Raw genomic sequence first — 18299 nt, 5'->3', positions numbered from 1 at the left:
CGTCGGAACCATCCGGGCGGCGGCGACATTCTCGCTGGCAGGACCTGCGGCCGTCTGGCTGCAGGTCGCTCCATTCATCTGCCGGACCGGCCAAGAAGGCTCGACATGGCACCAGACGACGCAACCCGTCAGGGCGCCGCCGGCACCTCGGCGCCCGATGACCGGGATTTGGCCGCGCCGGAGGACCGTCGCGGCGTCTTCGCCAGGCATCGGCGCGCCATCCTGATCGGCTCGGTCGCGGCCGCGGTGCTGCTGGCCGGGGCGGCCGGCTGGTGGCTGCACGCCCGCAACTACGAAAGCACCGACGACGCTTTCATCGACGCCCGCACGGTCGCCGTCAGCCCGCAGGTCAGCGGCGCCATCGTCGATGTGCCGGTGACCGACAACCAGCCGGTCGAGGCTGGTGCCGTGCTGGCCCGGATCGACGACCGCGACTACGCTGCCGCCCTCGCCCAGGCCCGGGCCAAGGTCGACCAGGCGAAGGCCGACATCGGCGATGTCGCGGCCCAGATCGAAGCGCAGACGGCGAAGGTGGACCAGTCCCGGCTGCAGGTCGCCGCCGCCCAGGCGGCGCTGCAATTCGCCGAGGACGAGAACAAGCGGGCCCAGGACCTGGTGCGGACCGCCGCCGGCACCCGGCAGCGGGCGGACCAGGCGTCGACCGACCTGCGGCAGCGCCAGGCCGAATTCGACGGCGCCCGGGCGTCGCTGACCGCCGCGGACAAGCAGCTCGGCGTGCTGCGGGCCCAGGCCCAGAGCGCCGCGGCGGCGCTGGAGCAGGCCGAGGCCTCGCTGCAGCAGGCCCGGGCCAACCAGGACCGGACCGTGCTGACGGCGCCGGTCGCCGGCCGCGTGGCCAAGCTGTCGGCGGCCAAGGGCGCCTACGCCTCGCCCGGCCAAAGCCTTATGATGCTGGTGCCGCGCGAGGTCTGGGTCACCGCCAATTTCAAGGAGACGCAGCTCGACCTGATGCGCCCCGGCCAGCCGGTGTCGATCTCGATCGACGCCTATCCCGACCGCGACTTCCCGGGCCATGTCGACAGCCAGCAGTTCGGCAGCGGCACCGCCTTCGCCCTGCTGCCGGCGGAGAACGCCACCGGCAACTACGTCAAGGTGGTGCAGCGGGTACCGGTCAAGATCGTGTTCGACGACCCGCCGGACCTGCCGCTCGGGCCCGGCATGTCGGTGGTGCCGACCGTGACGGTGCGATGAGCGCCGCGGCGGAGGCTGCCGGCAGCCGTTCCGCGGCCGGCGGCCGCAATCCATGGCTGATCGCCGGCGTGGTCTCGATCGCGACCTTCATGGAGGTTCTGGACACTTCGATCGCCAATGTCGCGCTGCGCCACATCGCCGGAGGGCTGGCCGCCGGCCAGGACGAGAGCACCTGGGTGCTGACCAGCTATCTCGTCGCTAATGCCGTGGTTCTGCCGATCAGCGGCTGGCTGTCGGGCGTCGTCGGGCGGAAGCGCTTCTACATGATCTGCGTCGCCCTGTTCACGGTCAGCTCGTTGCTGTGCGGCATGGCGACCAGCCTGGAGATGCTGATCTTCTGCCGGGTGCTGCAGGGCCTCGGCGGCGGCGGCCTGGCGCCCAGCGAGCAGTCGATCCTGGCCGACAGCTTCCCGCCGGAGAAGCGGGCCCAGGCCTTCGGCATCTACGCCATCGCGGTGATCGTCGCCCCGACCTTCGGGCCGACCATCGGTGGCTGGATCACCGACAACTACTCCTGGCACTGGATCTTCCTGATCAACGTGCCGATGGGCATCGCGTCGTTGATCCTGGTGCAGTGGCTGCTGGTCGAGCCCGAGGTGCTGAAGCGGGAGCGCCGCGAGGCGCTGGCCGGCGGATTGAAGGTCGACTGGATCGGGTTGCTGCTGGTCGCGCTCTGGCTCGGCTGCCTCGAGGTCATGCTCGACAACGGCCAGCGCGAGGACTGGTTCGATTCCGCCTTCATCACCGTCTTCGCCAGCATCTCCTTCGTGTCGCTGGCCCTGCTGGTGCCGTGGGAGCTGTCGCGCAAGGACCCGATCGTCGACATCCGGCTGGTGCTGCGTCGGCAGTTCGGCACCACCTGCCTGGTGATGCTGGCGGTCGGCGCCATCCTCTACAGCTCGACCCAGATCCTGCCGCAGCTGCTGCAGGAGCAGTACGGCTACACCGCCACCTGGGCCGGCCTCGCCCTGATGCCGGGCGGCCTGGTGATGTTCGTGCTGATGCCGATCTCCTCCCGCCTCACCAACCTGGTGTCGCCGAAATACCTGATCATGGGCGGGCTGACGGTGGTGGCGCTGGCGATGTGGCACTTCACCACCCTGTCGCCCGAGGCGGGCTTTACCTATTTCGCCTGGTCGCGGGTGTTCCAGATGATCGGGCTGCCGTTCCTGTTCCTGCCGATCACCACCGCCTCCTATGCCGACCTGCCGCCGGACAAGACCGGCCAGGCGGCGGCGCTGATCAATGTGGCGCGCAATCTCGGCGGCTCGATCGGCGTCTCGCTGTCGACCACCCTCCTGGCCCAGAACGCACAGCTGCACCAGACCCATCTGGCCGGCCACGCCTCGCCGTCGGCGCTGGCGTATCAGCTGGGGCTGGACCAGGCGACCGGGCATTTCCTGGCCCAGGGCGCAGCCGAGGCGACGGCGCGGCAGCAGGCTTTCGACTGGATCGGCCAGCTGGTCGAGGATCAGGCTTCGCTGCTGTCCTATATCGACGTATTCCAGGCGCTCGCCATCGTCGCCCTGCTGATGATTCCGGCGGCGCTGCTGCTGCGTCGCGGGCGGTTCGGCGGGGCCGCCGCCCATTGACGACGATGATCGGCCACACCTCCGCAGCCTTGACGCCGGCGGCCCGCGAGCAAGCTCAATCCCTGCGGCCGCTTCGAAGGTCCGCTCAGGACTGTAGTCCGCGGATGCCGATTGGAGCATTCTGAGGACAACCAAGGATGGAGGCATCGATGCCGGAACGAAGCGGCTCGCGGGCGATGCTCTGGCTCTCCGGGCTCGTCATCATCCTGCTCGGTTTCGCCCTCGGGGCCGGCGGTATCTGGCTGCTCGGCCTCGGCGGATCCTGGTACTACTTGGCCGCCGGCTTCGGCTTCGTCCTGACCGGCCTGCTGCTGCTGTTCCGCAGCCCTGCGGCGCTGTGGGTCTATGCCGTGGTGGTGCTCGGCACCATCGCCTGGGCGCTGGACGAGATCGGCCTCGACTGGTGGCCGCTGGCGGCGCGCGGCGACGTCGTCTTCCTGGTCGGCCTGTGGCTGCTGATGCCCTGGATCACGCGCAGCCTCCGCCGCGACCCGGCGGATCCGCCGCCGGCGGCCTGGCGCGGCGCCGGCCTGCCGCTTGCCGTGGCGCTGCTGATCGGTGCCGTCGCCGGCATCGCCGCCATGGTCACCGACCGGCACGACCGGCCGGGCGAGCTGCCAACGGCCCAGGGACCGGCGCCGCAGGACTACGGCGGCGTTCCGGACGGCGACTGGCACGCCTATGGCCGCTCCTCATACGGCAACCGCTGGTCGCCGCTGACTCAGCTCACGCCGGAGAACGTCGGCCAGCTGCAGGTCGCCTGGCATTTTCGCACCGGCGATGTCCGCGGCCCGGACGATCCCGGAGAGACCACCTACGAGGTCACGCCGATCAAGGTCCACGACACGCTGTACCTGTGCACGCCGCACAATTTCGTGATCGCGCTGGACGCCGAGAGCGGACGCGAGAAGTGGCGCTACGACCCCAAGATCTCGCAATCGAAAGCCCTGCAGCACCTGACCTGCCGCGGCGTCTCCTACCACGAGGCGGCGGGCGCCCAGGCGGCATCGTCCGGCGATTGCAGCCGCCGCATCTTCATGCCAACCGCCGACGCCCGGCTGATCGCGCTCGACGCCGATACCGGCCGGCCCTGCCCCGGCTTCGGCGAGAACGGGCAGGTCGACCTGTGGCAGGGCATGCCGGAGCGGCAGGAAGGCATGTACTACTCGACCTCGCCGCCGGTGGTGACCCGCGACCTCGTCATCATCGCCGGCAATGTCAGCGACAACGTCTCGGTGAAGATGCCGTCGGGCGTGATCCGCGCCTATGACGCAACCACCGGCCGGCTGGTCTGGGCCTGGGATCCCGGACGGCCGGACCGGACCGAGCCGCTGGGCCCTGGCGAGACCTATGTCGCCAGCTCGCCGAACAGCTGGAGCATCTCCAGCGCCGACGAGGGGCTGGGCCTGATCTACATCCCGATGGGCAACCAGCCGCCCGACCAGTGGGGCGGAAGGCGCACGCCGGAGGCCGAGCGCTATTCCAGCGCGATCGTGGCGCTGGAGATCGCCACCGGCAAGCCGCGCTGGGTGTTCCAGACCGTGCATCACGACCTCTGGGACATGGATATCGGCTCCCAGCCCAGCCTGATCGACCTCGACCTGCCGCGGGGCAAGGTGCCGGCGCTGGTGGCGCCGACCAAGCGCGGCGACATCTATGTCCTTGATCGCCGCACCGGCGAGCCGGTGATCCCGGTGGAGGAGCGTCCGGTGCCGCAGGGTGCGGCCGAAGGCGACCACGCGGCGCCGACCCAGCCCTTCTCCGCCCTCACCTTCCTGCCCGACCGCCCGCTCGAGGAGCGCGACATGTGGGGCGCGACGATGTTCGACCAGCTGCTGTGCCGGATTCAGTTCCGGTCGCTGCGCTACGAGGGCATCTTCACGCCGCCGTCGGAACAGGGGTCGCTGGTCTATCCGGGCAATTTCGGCATCTTCGACTGGGGCGGCATCGCCGTCGACCCGGTGCGCCAGGTGGCGTTCGCCAACCCGGACTACATGGCCTTCGTCGACCGGCTGATCCGGCGTGAGAACGCCTCGTCCGAAGGCAAGCAGGAAAGCGCACAGGAACCGTCCGGCGGATCGGATATCGAGGGCACGCAGGAGACCGGCGGCGTCAACCCGAACTACGGCGCGCCCTTCATGGTGGCCTTGAACGCCTTCCTGTCGCCGCTCGGCCTACCCTGTCAGGCGCCGCCCTGGGGCTACGTCGCCGGGGTCGACCTGCGCAGCGGCAAGGTCGTCTACCAGCACAAGAACGGCACGATCCGCGACAGCTCGCCGGTGCCCCTGCCCTTCCGCATGGGCGTGCCCAGCCTGGGCGGGCCGATCATGACAGCGGGCGGCGTCGCCTTCCTGACCTCGACTCTCGACCAGTATGTCCGCGCCTATGACGTGACCTCCGGCCGGCAGCTCTGGGAAGACCGGCTGCCGGCGGGGGGGCAGGCCACGCCGATGACCTACCGCTCGGAGCAGAGCGGGCGGCAGTTCGTGGTCGTGGTCGCCGGCGGACACGGCTCGCTGGGTACGAAGGCCGGGGATTCGATCATCGCCTACGCCCTGCCGCGCTGACCTGGAAAGGGGCCGGCCCCGCGGAGCCGGCCCTGTCTGCGCATTCGGACGGATCAGCCGCCGCAGCGGGCGGTGTATTCCTGATCCGCCGCCTGGATCCGCTGATCCTGCTGCTGCAGCTCCTGCGCGGTCAGCTGCAGCTGCGCCTGGCAGTTGCGGCGGATCGCGTTCAGGCGCTTGGCTTCGGCGATCAGCCTGGAACCGGTCTGGCACTGCTCCGCCAGCGGCGCATTGGCCTGGTTGCTCAGGAGCTGGTGCTCGGTGCGGACCTTGTCGGTCTGGGCCTGGGCATCCGACTGGCAGTCGGCGAAGGCCGGCGAGGCCGCGAGAACCGCCGCAGCGGTGATCAGAACGAGTTTCACTAGACTCTCCCCATCAGGCTGGCAGGGTCGCCTTCCGCCGCGCTGCGGCGGAGACATCTAGGCAATGGTCGAGCCCCGGCGATTGTTCCGGCCGCGCTGCGACAAAGGCCGATCCGCCGATTCAGCGCCCAGCCGGCAAAGAAACCGCCGAATTTGATAAATGTTGCTTCTGAATCTCGATGATCACGCTGCCGCCTTTTGCGATCCGGAGGCGGTCGATTCACGTTTATCAATTGTTAGGACGATGAGACCTATTGGGATTGTCATGCCGATGTATGGCAAGCGAAGCGGAATTTCATTGCAAATCGCGCCGGAAAGAAGAGCGTTTTTAATGGAACAGTCGGGCCGCCCATCGGTTTCGTCGGTAATCAGTCGCAACATGGACGCTCTCCGATGCCGGCCATCTCAGCCGCAACCGAGCGACAGTTTCTCGCGACCGTCGCTCCCTGCATTCCGGATCTCCGGCGTTATGCCGTGAGCCTGACCCGCAATCGCGCGGATGCCGACGACCTGATCCAGGAGACCCTGCTGCGGGCTGCGCTCAAGCTCCATCTCTGGCGCCCGGGCAGCAACATCGTGGCCTGGCTCATCGTCATGATGCGCCGCCTCCATCTCTCTAAATTCGTCTCGGGCAAGCGCAACCAGACCGAGATGGTGCCGATCGAAGGCTGGGACCTGCCGTCCCCGGCCAGCCAGACCGAGGCGATCGAGGTGCGCGAGCTGGAGGAACGCTGGCCCACCCTGTCGCGCAGCCATCGCGAGGTGTTGCGGCTGGTGGCGATCAACGGCGCCTCCTACGAGGAAGCAGCCGAGCGCCTGCACGTGCCGATCGGCACCATCCGGTCCCGCCTGGCGCGGGCGCGGCATGCCCTTCGCGGCGAGGACCATCCGGTCCATTGATGGCGGTTCCGCCGCTCACAGCGCCTCGACCGGCAGCGCGAAGACGTAGCCGACACCGCGCTCCGTCCGGATGATCCTCGGATTGCCCGGGTCGGCTTCCAGCTTGCGGCGCAGCCGCAGCACCTGCACGTCGATCGTACGGTCGAACACATCCTCGCGGATCCGCGTGGCCTGCAGCAGCTGCTCGCGCGAAAGCGGCCGCTGCGGGGCCGCGACGAACGCGACGAGCAGCGCGTACTCGGTCTTCGACAGCGGCACCACGGCGCCTCGGGCGTCGGTCAGCCGCCTCAGGCGCCGATCGAGCTGCCAGCCGCCGAAGCGGCATCGGCCACGCTCGGGGAACCGCAGCGTCGCCCGAGCGTGGTCCCGTCCGCGCAGGCCCGCCCGGATCCGCGCCAGCAGCTCCCGCAGTCCGAGCGGCTTCGCCATGTAGTCGTCCGCACCGAGCTCCAGCCCGATGACGCGGTCGATCTCCTCTCCGCCGCGCCCGGTCCCGATGATCACCGGGACGGCGAGCCTTCCGCGGATCTCGCGCAGCAGGTCCAATCCGTTCTCCTGCAGGTCCAGGATCACCACGTCCGGTTCGTCCCTGGCGATGCACCGGGCGATCTCCTGGCGCCCCGCGGCCGCGACCGCTTGCGCACCGTGACTCCCCAGATAGTCGACGATGGCGTCCCGGATCGCGGGGTCGCCGTCGGCGACGAGGACGCGGACCGGCCGGTCTTCCGCGGCCAGGCCCAGCCGCGTCGACGACGTGCTGGACTCAGCCGGCGTCCAGGGAGAAGCGGGATGATCGGCCGGGGGCATCCGATATTGAAGCAAGGCTCCTGACTCCGGTTTCCGGCGGCGATGGGCATCCGCCGCCTGTGCTGTGCCCGGACCATCGCACCGGGATGGCGGAGCCGGAGGTGACCTGGGTCACCATGTCAGGACCGAAGTCGGCGGGGCAGGACGCCCGCGCGTATCGTCGTTAACGATTGCCGGAAACCGTCACGCCGTGCGGGTGATCTTGCCCAGATGCGGCATCGACAGGTGGAGCACCTGGTAGACCGCCCCGTCCGCTGTGTCCGGGGCCTCGGTCCTCAGGGCGAAGCACACCAGCTCCCATGACCGTGGATCGACCGCCAGGGCCGTGGTGTGGGTGCCCGGCCGCCGGGCGCGACCCTCCAGATCGGCGACGGCCTCGGCCACGAGGCCCGTCGGATCGGCGTCCGTCGGCATCGGCCAAGTGTGACGGGTGGCGTAACGTGGGACATCTCCACGATCCGGTCCCGCCAGGCAGGCGATCCCGGTCCAGTGCCGCACCGCCGGCCGGCCGAAGGACTCGACGATGCCGCCGAAGCCGCCGCCGCCCCACAGGAAGCGGCCCATCCCCCCGGTCGAAGCCCACAGGTAGAAGGGTGCGTACTGGTTGACCGGCGAGCCGTCGACGCCGCGCTCGCGGATCAGATAGGCCTTGAGCCCCAGCCCGGGAAAGGCGTCGAGCGCCGGCCCCCGGACCGAGACCCGGCGGCGGATGACCCGCATGTCGTAGTCGGACGGCAGCGTGATCTCGTATTGCATCACGTACATCTCGTCCTCCAGGCCATCAGACCGGCTCCATCCAGCGCACCGCCGTGCCGTCCTGCACCGGCTGGATGCTGACATAGGCGAAGACGCTGTCGGCCGTGGCGCCATGCCAGTGCCGCTCGTCCGGCGCGAACCAGACGCTATCCCCTGCCCTCACCTCCTCCGCAATCCCGCCGGCGCGCTGGACCAGGCCGACGCCGTGCAGGACATAGAGCAGCTGCCCGCGCGGGTGGCTGTGCCAATGCGTACGGATACCGGGATCCAGGGTGGCGCGCATCGCCGTCATCTCGCCGTCGCGACGGCCCTGCAGCAGCCATTCGGCCCAGAACGGCCCGCTGGCGATACCGTCCGGGGTGCGGGCGATCGCGGCGCCGGCGCGGCGGATGGTCATCTCGCCGGGGTTTCCTGGAGCCATGTCGGACGTCATCGCGCGCTCCTGTCGTCCCGGACCATCGAGGCGACGCCGCCGGCGAAGGACCAGTCGTCGAGCTGCGTGGTCGAGATCACCACCATGACGTCCTCGGGCCGCAGGCCCGGCGCCTCGGCCAGGCGATCGACCAGCCGGCGGTAGAAGCCGGCCTTGGTCCCGGTGCTGCGCGGCCGGCCGGCGGTGATCTGGAACAGGACGAAATCGCCGGAGCGCGGCCCGCCGAGATAATGGCGATCGAACACCAGCTCCCCCGGCTCGTGCTGGTGGATGATCTGGAACCGGTCGTCGGGCGGGACCTCGAAGGCCTCGACCAGCGACCGGTGCAGGCTGTCGGACAGGGCGCGGAGATAGTCAGGCGACTTGCCCCTGGCGAGCGAGATGCGGGTGAGCGGCATGGGAGGGCTCCGTGGATCGGCCTTGACGCCCAGCAGATAGCGCCGCAGGTTCGTCCGGAAAATCAGAAATACCTGGATCATTGGTTCAGAAAATCGGGACGTTCTCCATGCGCCGGATCACCTTCGACCTGGACGTGCTGCGCAGCTTCGCGACGGGGATGGAGCTGGGCAGCTTCGCCAGGGCAGCGGACCGGCTGGGCCGTTCGACCTCGGCGGTCAGCGCCCAGCTGCGCAAGCTGGAGGAGCAGGCGGGCACGCCGATCTTCCGCAAGGCTGGGCGCGGCCTGGCCCTGACCGAGGCCGGCGAGACCATGCTGGCCTATGCCCGCCGGCTGCTCGCCCTCAACGATGAGGCGGCTGCGGCGGTGCATGGCGCCGATCTCGAAGGCTGGGTGCGGCTCGGCCTGTCCGAGGATTTCGGGGAGGCGCTGCTGCCGGCCGTGCTGGGCCGCTTCGCCCGGGCCCATCCCCGGGTGCGGATCGAGGCCCGGATCGCCCGCAGCTTCGACCTGCTGGACCGTGTCGGATCCGGCCAGCTCGACCTGGCGCTGGCCTGGGGCGACGGCGGCGGCCTGCCGCATGCCGAGCCGGTGGCCGAGCTGCCGATGCGCTGGGTCGGCCCGGCCATGGGCGACGGCGTCCTCGCCTCCGCCCATGGCCGGGCCGACGAGCCGCTGCCGCTGGCAACGCTGGAGGCGCCGTGCCTGCTGCGCACGGCCGCGACCACGGCGCTGGACCGCGCCGGAATCCCCTGGCGCCTGGCCTTTGTCAGCCCCAGCCTCGGCGGGCTGTGGGCGGCGGTGGCGGCCGGGCTCGGCGTCACCATCCGCACCGATTTTGGCCTGCCGGCCGGGGTGCGGACGCTGAAGCCGGCCGATGCGCCGGCGCTGCCGTCACTGCCCCTGACCCTGCTGCGGGCCGAGGCCGAGCCGGATCCGGTCACCGCCCGCCTGGCCGCCATCCTGGCGCAGTCAGTGCGAGACGTGCTGCCCGGCTTCACCCGGGCCGCATGAGGTTGGGTCTCGCTTATTTCAGCATGCGCGCGATCGCCTGGTAGCGCGGGGTGAAATGCGGCGCCAGCAGCGCCGCCCAGGCCTTGAACATCTTGCGCGATTCGTCGGGGCAGCGGACGGCGCGCGTCTCGGGCAGGAACTTCTCCCGGACGATCCAGTCATAGTCGTCAGGATTGTGGCCGTACATGTAGCACAGCAGGTTGTAGAAGCGCTGCTCGCTGAGGGAGTGCTCGTCGGCGAAGACCTGCATGTTCTGGCTGGCGTCGCTGCCGACCGAAGCGTTGTTCTGGAACCAGATGGCGGCCATCCGCAGCACCTCGGCGATCTGGTCGGTCGTCTCCTTCCCGCCGGGGTTGAGGAGGATCATCATCGCGGCCATCTGGTCGACCGCGTCTTCCTCCCGCCCGGTCGACGGCAGCTCCAGCATGTCGATCAGGGCGTGGCCGGTTTCGTGCAGCAGGATGAAGCGGATGTTGCTGGCGATATAGGCGCCGAGGATGTTCGACCGCGGATCCGCCTTCTCGGCCAGCTTCTGGGCCTGCTGCTCCAGGGAATCGACCAGCTCGTAACAGAGGACGATCGCGGAATCCTTGGGCGAGTAGAACGCGTTCACCGACCCGCATTCCGCGGCTGCGTAGCGCAGCGGGCGCGGCAGTTCGAACATCCCGTTCATCCAGGCGATCTCGGGATTCCGCCGCAGCAGGTCGGTGTCCCGCGTCAGCTCGTAGGCGCCCTTGAGGGCGGGGCTGTCCGGCTCCAGATAGGCGAAGGCGAATTGCCCCTCCTCCATGTCCTCACCGCTCGGGCCGGCCTGGTTGTCCTGATGGGACGAGGGCGCGCCGCCCGTCTCCGATGGCCCTCGGGCAGGTGGCGCCCGGTCCGGGGCGGGGCTCGTGCTGGCCTGCTGCGAGCGGTCGGCGTCCTGGGGCGCCTCCCTCGTGCCGGCCGATCCGCCCTGCGGATCCCGTGCATCGGCCAGCGCCATCAGGGTCGGGTAGCTCGGTTCCGCCGGCGGGGTGTCGTAGCCGAACGGATAGAAGCTGTTCGAGATCAGCACCGAGAGCGCCTGCAGATCCGCGTCGTGATCGGCCCGCCAGATCAGGTCGTAGCCGCGGATCTCGCGGCCGCGCTGCTCGAAACGGCTGTAGAACTTGCCGGCCTTGCGGTTGCCGGTGACGATGAACAGGTTGTTCCGGCGGAACTCGTAGGTGATCTCGGATTCGCCGCTGCCGGAAAGGGCGTCGTAGAAGGCGTTGATCTGGCCGTCGGTGACATCGGTGAAGCGCATCGTCATCAGCGATGCGCCGCCATCGGGGTCGTTCAGGGTGACACCCCCCGCCTCCGACTCCGTCCGCTCGGTCAGGACCTTGGAGGGATAGGAGATGGTGATCCCGCTCCTCGAATCGGACAGGGGCTGCCAGCCGGTCTTATCCCGCATCGCCAGGGCCGTGCCGGCGAGCGTGACGGCCTGGTCGGGGTCGAGCTCGCCGGTGGCGCGCAAGCCGTTCTGCTGCTGCCAGGCGGACAGCGCGCTGCGCGTGCCGGCCTTGAAGGCGCCGTCGAACCAGCCCTTGTAGAAGCCTAGCCAGGCCAGCCCCTCCTGCACCAGCTTCTTCTCGTCCGGGTTCAGCGCCTGCTCCAGGGTGGCCGGATCGGATGCGACGATGTTGGAGCGCTGGCCCGGCACGATGTGCTGCCCGTATCCGGGCGATGCGCCGAACAGCCCGAACAGCAGGCAGGCCGCGGCGGCCGCCGCCCGCGTCATCCGCGACAATTCCGATCCCACCATCTTCCCCCTCCGAACCCTCTCGTGGCCTGATATTCGGTGAATTTGTTGAGAATCAGGCCGAATCCGTACCCAATAAGGAACTGAGCGGGGAAGTTCTGAAAAGCCCCTGCCTGCGGACGATCAGGATGGGCCGATCTTCAGGCCAGCGACTGCAGGTCGCCGCAGATGCTGATGGCCTGGCCGGAGATGGTGCGGCCGCGCGGCGAGGCCAGCAGCAGGATCTGGTCCGCCAGCTGGCGCGGCTGGATCATCTCCCGGATCGAAGCCTGCGCCAGCGACTGCTCCTGCATCGCTTCGGCCGTGATGCCGCGCTGCGCCGCCTTGGCGGCGAACACCCGGCGGATGCGGTCGCCCTCGACGATGCCGGGCTGGATCGCGTTGACCCGGATGCCGAGGGCCCCGAGCTCGATCGACAGCGACTTGGTGAAGCCGACCACCGCCCATTTCGAGGCGGCATAGGGCGTGCGCAGCGGGAAACCGAGGCGCCCGGCGGAGGAGGACAGGTTGATGATGCTGGCGTTGCCGCTTTTCGCCAGATGCGGCACGGCCAGGCGGGTGCAGTTGAACTGGCCGGTGATGTTGACCGCCAGCGTCCGGTCCCATTCCTCCGGATCGATCTGGTCGACCCGGCCGGTGGGGCCGGCGATGCCGACATTGTTGACCAGGCAGTCCAGCCCGCCCAGCGCCGCCAGCGCCTCGTCGAACAGCCGGGCCACGGCCGCGCGGTCGGACATGTCGGCCGTGGTCGCGGTGATCGCCGGGCTCTCCGCCGCCAGCGCTTCGAGCGCCGCCGCGTCGACGTCCGAGACATGCACCCGCGCCCCCTCCTCGACGAAGGCGCGGGTGATCTCCCGCCCGATGCCGGACGCGCCGGCTGTGACCAGGACGCGCAGGCCCTTGATGCCGAGATCCATGGCGTTCTCCTCCTCGTTCGTTTCAGTCCGGCAGCCTTCCGGTCGCCGCGATGAAGCGGGCGGCGTTCTCGATGTCCGAGGCCAGCGCCGCGCGCGCCGCCGGCCCGTCCCGCGCCGCGATCGCCGCGACGCAATCGGCGTGGAATCCCTCCGCCCCGCCGTCGACGAGTCGTTCGGTCGAGGATCTGAGGTCCAGGTTGATCACCGGCCCGACCTTGAGCCAGAGCCCTTCGATGATGGCGACCAGCGACGGCAGCCCGGTCGCGGCGTAGATGGCGAAGTGCAGCTCCTTGTTCAGCCGCAGCGCCGCGATGGCGTCCGCCTCGGGCGCCTTGACCTCGCGCCGGAACGCCTCGTCCAGCCGGCGGATCTCGGCCAGATCGCCCTCCGAGCGATGGGCCGCCGCCTGCTCTGCGGCGAAGCCCTCGACGGCGAGGCGGACCGTGGTCAGCTCGCGGAACTTGGCGCGGGTCATCACCGGCACGGTGACCGCCCGGTTCGGCATCACCGCCAGCGCGCCGTCGGCGACCAGCCGGCTCACTGCCTCGCGCACCGGCATGATCGAGACGCCGAGCGTCGCCGCCACGCTGCGCAGCGACAGCTTCTCGCCCGGGGCCACGGCGCCGGAGAGCAGCAGCTCGCGCAGCGCCTCATAGGCGCGCTCGCCGAGCGTCACCCGCTCGATCCGCGCCATGCCGGCCAGCCCCGCGCTCATCCTTCAGCTTAACTCCTTCCGGGACTCGACAAGCCTTCCGATTTCGTCCAGCCTAACTGTGATCACAGATCACGGCAAGGTGGGCGCAGACCCAACCCGCCGTGGCTCGACCGGACGAAGACCGCGCCAAGCCGGCGTCTGACGAGGGAGGATCCTATGCCTGAAGATTTGCGCTTCACCCGCCGTGCCCTGTTGCGGGGCGCCGCGTCCACCGCCGCCGTCGCCGCCATCGGCATGCCGGCCATCGTCCGCGCCCAGACGGACGCGCTGCGCATCGGGCATCTGACGCCGCGCACCGGCTTCCTCGGCCCGCTCGGCGAATACGCCGTGATGGCGGTGCAGCTCGCGGCCGAGGAGATCAACGCCGCTGGCGGCGTGCTGGGCCGGCCGGTCGAGCTGATCATCGAGGATTCGGTCAACCCGCAGACCGCCTCGGCCAAGGCCGAACGGCTGGTCGAGCGCGACAAGGTCGCGGCGATCATCGGCGAGATCTCCTCCGCCTCCGGCCTCGCCATTTCCCAGGTGGCGCAGCGCAGCAGAACCTTGTTCTTCAACACCGGCTGCAACTCCGACGCGCTGCGCGGCGCCGACTGCAAGCGCTTCATGTTCCATGTCGAGGGCGCCAACTCGATGTATGTGAAGTCGGTCGGCCGGGCGCTGCTGCAGACCGATCTGGTCAAGGGCAAGCGCTGGTATTCGCTGACCGCCGACTACGCCTTCGGCCACGACCTCCTGAAGGTGGCCAAGCGCTTCATGGAGCAGAATGGCGGGCAGTTCGCCGCCGACGAGCTGGTGCCGACCGACGCCACCGACTTCTCCGCCTATCTCCTGAAGATCCGGCAGGCAGAGCCGGACCTGGTGATCTCCAACCTCGCCGGCGCCCAGATCACCAATTTCATCAAGCAATACGCCGAATACGGCCTGTCCTTCCCGGTCGCCGGATTCGGCTTCGACACCGCGGTCGCCTGGGGCGCCGGCGAGGGCAACTTTCTCGGCACCTGGCCGTCGCTGTGGCACCACCGGGTCGACACCCCCGCGTCGAAGGCCTTCGTCGACGCCTTCACCAAGAAGTATGGAAAGCCGCCGGAGAACCAGGCCTGGGGCGACTATAACGCGCTGAAGATTCTGGCCCGCGCCATCGCCGAGACCAAGTCGGCCGACAGCCCGGCGATCGTCGAATATCTCGAGAAGGGCGCCAAGTTCGACGTGATGAAGTCGCGCGAGGGCTATTTCCGGGCCCGTGACCACCAGCTGATGACCGAGATGTACGCGATCACGGCACTGCCGCCGGACGAGGTGGAGAACCAGTGGGACATCTTCACCTCCTCGCCGGCGGTGCCGGGCCCGGAGGAGCCGCTGGAGGCGATCGCGCCGACGGAAGAAGAAGCCGCCTGCACGATGCCGGCGTGAGGCCCGCCGCGCCGTGGTCCTCGCCCTCCTCACCGAGCAGATCGTCAACGGCCTGTTCACCGGCGCGATCACGCTGCTGATCGCGCTGGGCCTGTCGCTGATCTTCAGCCTCGGCGGCATCGTCAACCTGGCGCATGGCGCCTTCTACGCGATCGGCGCCTATCTGGCGGTGTCGCTGACGCCGAGCATCGGCTATGGCGGGTCGCTGGTCGCGGCCCCGGCGGCGGTCGGGCTGCTGGGACTGCTGCTGGAACGCTTCCTGTTCCGGCGCTTCTACCGGGCCGACCCGATCCTGTCGCTGCTGCTGACCTTCGGCCTGGCCATGGTGATCGAGCAGCTGCTGCGCATGGGCTTCGGCGCGGCGCCCCTGCCCTATTCCATTCCGAGGTTCCTGCGCGGCCAGGTCTTCCTCGGCGACTTCGTGCTGTCGCGCTACCGGCTGACCATCCTGGCCGGCGTCGTCGTTATCGTCGCAGGTTTGTGGTGGCTGCTGCAGCGCACCGCCTTCGGGCGGGTGGTGCGCGCCGGGGTGCAGAACCCCGACATGGTCGGGGCGCTTGGCATCTCGCTGGCCCCCTATATGGGCGCCGTGGTCTTCCTCGGCGTCGGCCTGGCGGCGCTGGCCGGGGTGATGCTGGCGCCGATCGCCGGCGTCCACCCGGCCATGGGCGCCGAGATCCTGACCGGGGCCTTCGTCGTCGTGGTCATCGGCGGGCTCGGCTCCTTCTGGGGCGTCGTCCTGGCCGCCCTGCTCGTCGGCGCGCTGCGCGGGGTTATGGTGACGGTCTACCCCTCCGCCGCCGAGGCCGCGGTCTATGCACTGATGGCGCTCGTCCTTCTGCTGCGCCCGCGCGGCCTGTTCGGCGAGCGCATCCTGCGCTTCGAATGAGGTCGCCCGGGATGAGCAAGCGCAAGGACAGCCTCGTCCTCGTCACCGCCGCGCTCGGCCTCGTGTTGCTGCCCTGGCTGCTGCTGGCGGTCGGCCTCACCCTGACCTCGGCGATCGACGTGGTGGTCTTCGCCACCGCCTGCCTGGGGCTGAACATCCTGGTGGGACGGACCGGCCTCGTCTCCTTCGGCCATGGCGCCTGGTTCGGCCTCGCCGCCTATGCCGCCGCCCTGGCGCAGCTGCCCTGGTTCCCCAGTGGGATCGTGCTGCCCGGCCTGCTCGCCGTCGCCTTCGTCCTGGTCGCCGCCGCTGTCGCCGGCGTTCTCGTCCTGCGGCGGCGCGGCGTCTATTTCTCGCTGCTGACCCTGGCGCTGACCGCCCTGCTCTACGCCGTGGCCTTCCGCTGGACGGCCCTGACCGGCGGTGAGAACGGCCTCGGCGGGCTGCAGCGCGGCACGCTGCTGGGCTTCGATCTCGACGACGCCTGGGCCTACTACGCCGCCGTCGCCGCGGTCGGCTTCGCCGTGGTCGTCGCGCTGCGGCGCTTCCACGCCTCGCCGGCCGGCACCGTCCTGGTCGCGATCCGCGAGAACGAGCAGCGGGCGCGCTTCGTCGGCTATCCGACCACCCGCTACAAGCTGCTGGGCTTCGTCCTGTCGGCCGGCATAACCGGCCTCGCCGGGGTGATGTCGGTGTTCAACCATCGCTTCGCCTCGGCCGACCCGCTGTCGATCGCCTTTTCCGGCGAGCTGCTGGCCATGGTCGTGATCGGCGGCATGCGCAGCTTCCTGGGGCCGGCGCTGGGGGCGCTGTTCTTCATCCTGTTCCGCGAGTTCCTGTCGATCTGGACGCCGGACTGGCTCTTGTGGTTCGGGCTGCTCTTCGTCGGCTTCATCCTGTTCTCGCCGACCGGCCTGGTCGGCATCGCCGCGCGCATCCTGGCGACGCTCCGCCCGCCGCCGGCGGAAGCCGCCGCCATGGCGGGCCGGCAAGCGGGAGCCTCAGGTGCGCTGCCGGCCTTTCTGCGCCCGGCCGACCACGGCGACGGGCCGGTCCTCGTCGCCTCGGGCCTTGCCAAGCATTTCGGCGGCATCCGCGCGGTCGAGAGCGTCGACATCGCCGTGCGCGACCGGTCGCTGCACGCCCTGATCGGGCCGAACGGCGCCGGCAAGACCACGGCCTTCAACCTGCTCTCCGGCATGTTCACGCCCGATGCCGGCAGCGTCAGCTTGAAGGGGCGCGACATCGCCGGCTTGGCGCCGGAACGGATCTGCGCCGCCGGTATCGGCCGGTCGTTCCAGATCACCAATCTGTTCCCGGCGCTGAGCGTCGAGGAGAATCTGCGGCTGGCGGTCCAGGCGCGGCATCCAAAGCGCTTCGCCCTCTGGCGCGCCGCCCGGGCGATCCCGGAGATCGAGGCCGAGACCGCCGAGCTGCTGCGCTATCTCGGCCTGTCCGGAATCGAGCAGGCCGAGGCCGGCACCCTGTCCTATGGCGGGCAGCGCCTGCTCGACATGGGGCTGGCGCTCGCCACCCGCCCGCGCCTGCTGCTGCTCGACGAGCCGCTGGCCGGGCTGGCGGCGGCGGAGCGGCAGCGCGTCGGCGACATCGTCAGGCACATCTCGGCCGACATCCCGGTGCTGCTGGTCGAGCACGACCTCGACCGCGTGTTCCAGATCGCCGATGCGGTAACGGTGATGAACGAGGGCCGGGTGCTGGTCGACGGCACGGTCGAGGACGCCCGCGGCGATCCGCGGGTGCAGGAGGTCTATATCGGCTCCGGCGCCGCCGCGGTGGCGGCCAGGCCGCGGCCCAGCGCCGCCGAGCCCGAGACGCTGCTGGGCCTGGAGGGCGTCAACACCTTCTACGGCAAGAGCCACATCCTGGCCGATGTCGCCTTCGCCGTGCACCGGCACGAGATCGTGGCCCTCTTGGGCCGCAACGGCGCCGGCAAGTCGACCCTGCTGAAGACGCTGATCGGCATCGCCCCGCCCGCCTCCGGCAGCATCCGCCTCGACGGGGCGGAAATCGCGGGGCTGCCGCCGGCCGCGATCGCGCGGCTGGGCATCGGCTATGTGCCGCAGGGGCGCGGCCTGTTCGCCGGCATGACGGTCGCCGAGAATCTCGGCCTCGGCCGGTCGCAGCGCCGCAGCGGCCACGGCACGCATTGGGACCTTGACCGGATCTTCGAGTATTTCCCGCGCATCCGCGAGCGGCTGCACACCCCTGCCGACTACCTTTCCGGCGGCGAGCAGCAGATGATCGCGGTGGCCCGCGCCTTGTCCGGCGATGTCCGGGTTCTGCTGCTGGACGAGCCGTTCGAGGGGCTGGCCCCGGCAGTGGTCGAGCAGCTGTTCGAGAGCTTCGACCGGCTGCGCCGCGACCTCTCGATCGTCATCGTCGACCATAATCTGGACCTGGCGCTCGCCCTGTCCGATCGTACCGTGGCGCTGGAGCGCGGCCGGGTGATCCATGCCGGCCCGTCGCAGGCGCTGCGCGACGACCTCGACCTGCGCCGCAAGGTGCTTTGGCTGTGAGAGCC

Annotated in this window: 17 protein-coding genes; 8 read left to right on the top strand and 9 right to left on the bottom strand. The window is 69.8% G+C overall.

The features are described from left to right. The first annotated feature begins 105 nt into the window (after positions 1-105). The 3 genes from LG391_RS01850 (at position 106) to LG391_RS01840 (ending at position 5371) form a co-directional block, all read left to right on the top strand. Positions 106-1212: an HlyD family secretion protein gene (locus LG391_RS01850; RefSeq protein ID WP_225765467.1), complete on the top strand. Its 1107-nt coding sequence runs from the start codon at positions 106-108 to the stop codon at positions 1210-1212. Further along, a complete protein-coding gene (locus tag LG391_RS01845; protein ID WP_225765465.1) occupies positions 1209-2804 on the top strand; it encodes a DHA2 family efflux MFS transporter permease subunit in 1596 nt (531 codons plus the stop codon). The genes LG391_RS01850 and LG391_RS01845 overlap by 4 nt, the downstream gene beginning before the upstream one ends. Positions 2805-2953: 149 nt before the next feature. Then, on the top strand, positions 2954-5371 hold the full coding sequence (locus tag LG391_RS01840; RefSeq protein ID WP_225765464.1) for a glucose/quinate/shikimate family membrane-bound PQQ-dependent dehydrogenase: 2418 nt from the start codon (positions 2954-2956) through the stop codon (positions 5369-5371). 53 nt (positions 5372-5424) lie between these two features. Here the strand turns inward: LG391_RS01840 and LG391_RS01835 are convergent, their stop codons facing one another. Then, positions 5425-5733, bottom strand: coding sequence for a hypothetical protein (locus tag LG391_RS01835; RefSeq protein WP_225765453.1), 309 nt, complete (start codon positions 5731-5733; stop codon positions 5425-5427). A 183-nt stretch (positions 5734-5916) separates the two neighbouring features. Further along, a complete protein-coding gene (locus LG391_RS01830; RefSeq protein WP_225765451.1) occupies positions 5917-6114 on the bottom strand; it encodes a hypothetical protein in 198 nt (65 codons plus the stop codon). 12 nt (positions 6115-6126) lie between these two features. On the opposite strand from LG391_RS01830, the gene LG391_RS01825 reads away from it, so the two are divergent. Then, entirely contained in the window at positions 6127-6633 is a 507-nt protein-coding gene (locus LG391_RS01825) for an RNA polymerase sigma factor (RefSeq protein ID WP_225765448.1), read from the top strand. 15 nt (positions 6634-6648) lie between these two features. On the opposite strand, the gene LG391_RS01820 is transcribed toward LG391_RS01825, so the two are convergent. From LG391_RS01820 to LG391_RS01805, 4 genes are all read right to left on the bottom strand, one after another. After that, a complete protein-coding gene (locus tag LG391_RS01820; RefSeq protein ID WP_225765446.1) occupies positions 6649-7440 on the bottom strand; it encodes a winged helix-turn-helix domain-containing protein in 792 nt (263 codons plus the stop codon). Between the two features lie 183 nt (positions 7441-7623). Continuing rightward, entirely contained in the window at positions 7624-8205 is a 582-nt protein-coding gene (locus LG391_RS01815) for a DUF4865 family protein (protein ID WP_225765445.1), read from the bottom strand. A gap of 16 nt (positions 8206-8221) precedes the next feature. Beyond that, positions 8222-8629, bottom strand: a complete 408-nt coding sequence (locus tag LG391_RS01810) for a cupin domain-containing protein (RefSeq protein ID WP_225765442.1) — start codon at positions 8627-8629, stop codon at positions 8222-8224. Continuing rightward, positions 8626-9027: a tautomerase family protein gene (locus LG391_RS01805; RefSeq protein WP_225765440.1), complete on the bottom strand. Its 402-nt coding sequence runs from the start codon at positions 9025-9027 to the stop codon at positions 8626-8628. The genes LG391_RS01810 and LG391_RS01805 overlap by 4 nt, the downstream gene beginning before the upstream one ends. A gap of 107 nt (positions 9028-9134) precedes the next feature. On the opposite strand from LG391_RS01805, the gene LG391_RS01800 reads away from it, so the two are divergent. Further along, entirely contained in the window at positions 9135-10040 is a 906-nt protein-coding gene (locus tag LG391_RS01800) for a LysR substrate-binding domain-containing protein (RefSeq protein ID WP_225765438.1), read from the top strand. Between the two features lie 13 nt (positions 10041-10053). On the opposite strand, the gene LG391_RS01795 is transcribed toward LG391_RS01800, so the two are convergent. The 3 genes from LG391_RS01795 to LG391_RS01785 all read right to left on the bottom strand — a co-directional run bounded on the left by LG391_RS01795 (position 10054) and on the right by LG391_RS01785 (position 13458). Continuing rightward, complete coding sequence (locus LG391_RS01795) at positions 10054-11829, bottom strand: DUF4344 domain-containing metallopeptidase (protein ID WP_225765436.1); 1776 nt, start codon at positions 11827-11829, stop codon at positions 10054-10056. Between the two features lie 137 nt (positions 11830-11966). Continuing rightward, positions 11967-12743, bottom strand: coding sequence for an SDR family oxidoreductase (locus LG391_RS01790; RefSeq protein WP_225765433.1), 777 nt, complete (start codon positions 12741-12743; stop codon positions 11967-11969). Positions 12744-12765: 22 nt separating this feature from the next. Next, positions 12766-13458 carry a GntR family transcriptional regulator gene (locus LG391_RS01785; RefSeq protein WP_225765431.1) on the bottom strand — a complete coding sequence of 231 codons (693 nt, stop codon included), beginning with the start codon at positions 13456-13458 and terminating at the stop codon, positions 12766-12768. A 156-nt stretch (positions 13459-13614) separates the two neighbouring features. Between LG391_RS01785 and LG391_RS01780 the strand changes: the two genes are divergently transcribed. Genes LG391_RS01780 through LG391_RS01770 form a run of 3 tightly spaced genes read left to right on the top strand, consistent with a single transcriptional unit; the run spans position 13615 to position 18294 of the window. Then, on the top strand, positions 13615-14868 hold the full coding sequence (locus tag LG391_RS01780) for an ABC transporter substrate-binding protein (protein ID WP_225765429.1): 1254 nt from the start codon (positions 13615-13617) through the stop codon (positions 14866-14868). 13 nt (positions 14869-14881) lie between these two features. Further along, positions 14882-15757 (top strand): branched-chain amino acid ABC transporter permease, encoded by an 876-nt coding sequence (locus LG391_RS01775; protein ID WP_225765427.1) that lies wholly within the window; start codon positions 14882-14884, stop codon positions 15755-15757. A gap of 11 nt (positions 15758-15768) precedes the next feature. Continuing rightward, complete coding sequence (locus LG391_RS01770) at positions 15769-18294, top strand: branched-chain amino acid ABC transporter ATP-binding protein/permease (RefSeq protein ID WP_225765425.1); 2526 nt, start codon at positions 15769-15771, stop codon at positions 18292-18294. The last annotated feature ends 5 nt before the right edge of the window (positions 18295-18299 follow it).

Source organism: Inquilinus sp. Marseille-Q2685 (assembly GCF_916619195.1).
In the GTDB taxonomy this organism is placed as follows: Bacteria; Pseudomonadota; Alphaproteobacteria; order DSM-16000; family Inquilinaceae; genus Inquilinus.
Note: the sequence above shows the minus strand (reverse complement) of the source record. Positions and strands in the feature narration are given on the sequence as shown.

Excerpts from the sequence above, each read along its gene's own strand:
- LG391_RS01850 (WP_225765467.1), top strand. The coding sequence starts at position 106 with ATGGCACCAGACGACGCAACCCGTCAGGGCGCCGCCGGCACCTCGGCG.
- LG391_RS01795 (WP_225765436.1), bottom strand. The coding sequence starts at position 11,829 with ATGGTGGGATCGGAATTGTCGCGGATGACGCGGGCGGCGGCCGCCGCG.
- LG391_RS01805 (WP_225765440.1), bottom strand. The coding sequence starts at position 9,027 with ATGCCGCTCACCCGCATCTCGCTCGCCAGGGGCAAGTCGCCTGACTAT.
- LG391_RS01810 (WP_225765442.1), bottom strand. The coding sequence starts at position 8,629 with ATGACGTCCGACATGGCTCCAGGAAACCCCGGCGAGATGACCATCCGC.
- LG391_RS01820 (WP_225765446.1), bottom strand. The coding sequence starts at position 7,440 with ATGCCCCCGGCCGATCATCCCGCTTCTCCCTGGACGCCGGCTGAGTCC.
- LG391_RS01825 (WP_225765448.1), top strand. The coding sequence starts at position 6,127 with ATGCCGGCCATCTCAGCCGCAACCGAGCGACAGTTTCTCGCGACCGTC.
- LG391_RS01790 (WP_225765433.1), bottom strand. The coding sequence starts at position 12,743 with ATGGATCTCGGCATCAAGGGCCTGCGCGTCCTGGTCACAGCCGGCGCG.
- LG391_RS01815 (WP_225765445.1), bottom strand. The coding sequence starts at position 8,205 with ATGTACGTGATGCAATACGAGATCACGCTGCCGTCCGACTACGACATG.
- LG391_RS01800 (WP_225765438.1), top strand. The coding sequence starts at position 9,135 with ATGCGCCGGATCACCTTCGACCTGGACGTGCTGCGCAGCTTCGCGACG.
- LG391_RS01840 (WP_225765464.1), top strand. The coding sequence starts at position 2,954 with ATGCCGGAACGAAGCGGCTCGCGGGCGATGCTCTGGCTCTCCGGGCTC.
- LG391_RS01785 (WP_225765431.1), bottom strand. The coding sequence starts at position 13,458 with ATGAGCGCGGGGCTGGCCGGCATGGCGCGGATCGAGCGGGTGACGCTC.
- LG391_RS01780 (WP_225765429.1), top strand. The coding sequence starts at position 13,615 with ATGCCTGAAGATTTGCGCTTCACCCGCCGTGCCCTGTTGCGGGGCGCC.
- LG391_RS01845 (WP_225765465.1), top strand. The coding sequence starts at position 1,209 with ATGAGCGCCGCGGCGGAGGCTGCCGGCAGCCGTTCCGCGGCCGGCGGC.
- LG391_RS01770 (WP_225765425.1), top strand. The coding sequence starts at position 15,769 with ATGAGCAAGCGCAAGGACAGCCTCGTCCTCGTCACCGCCGCGCTCGGC.
- LG391_RS01830 (WP_225765451.1), bottom strand. The coding sequence starts at position 6,114 with ATGTTGCGACTGATTACCGACGAAACCGATGGGCGGCCCGACTGTTCC.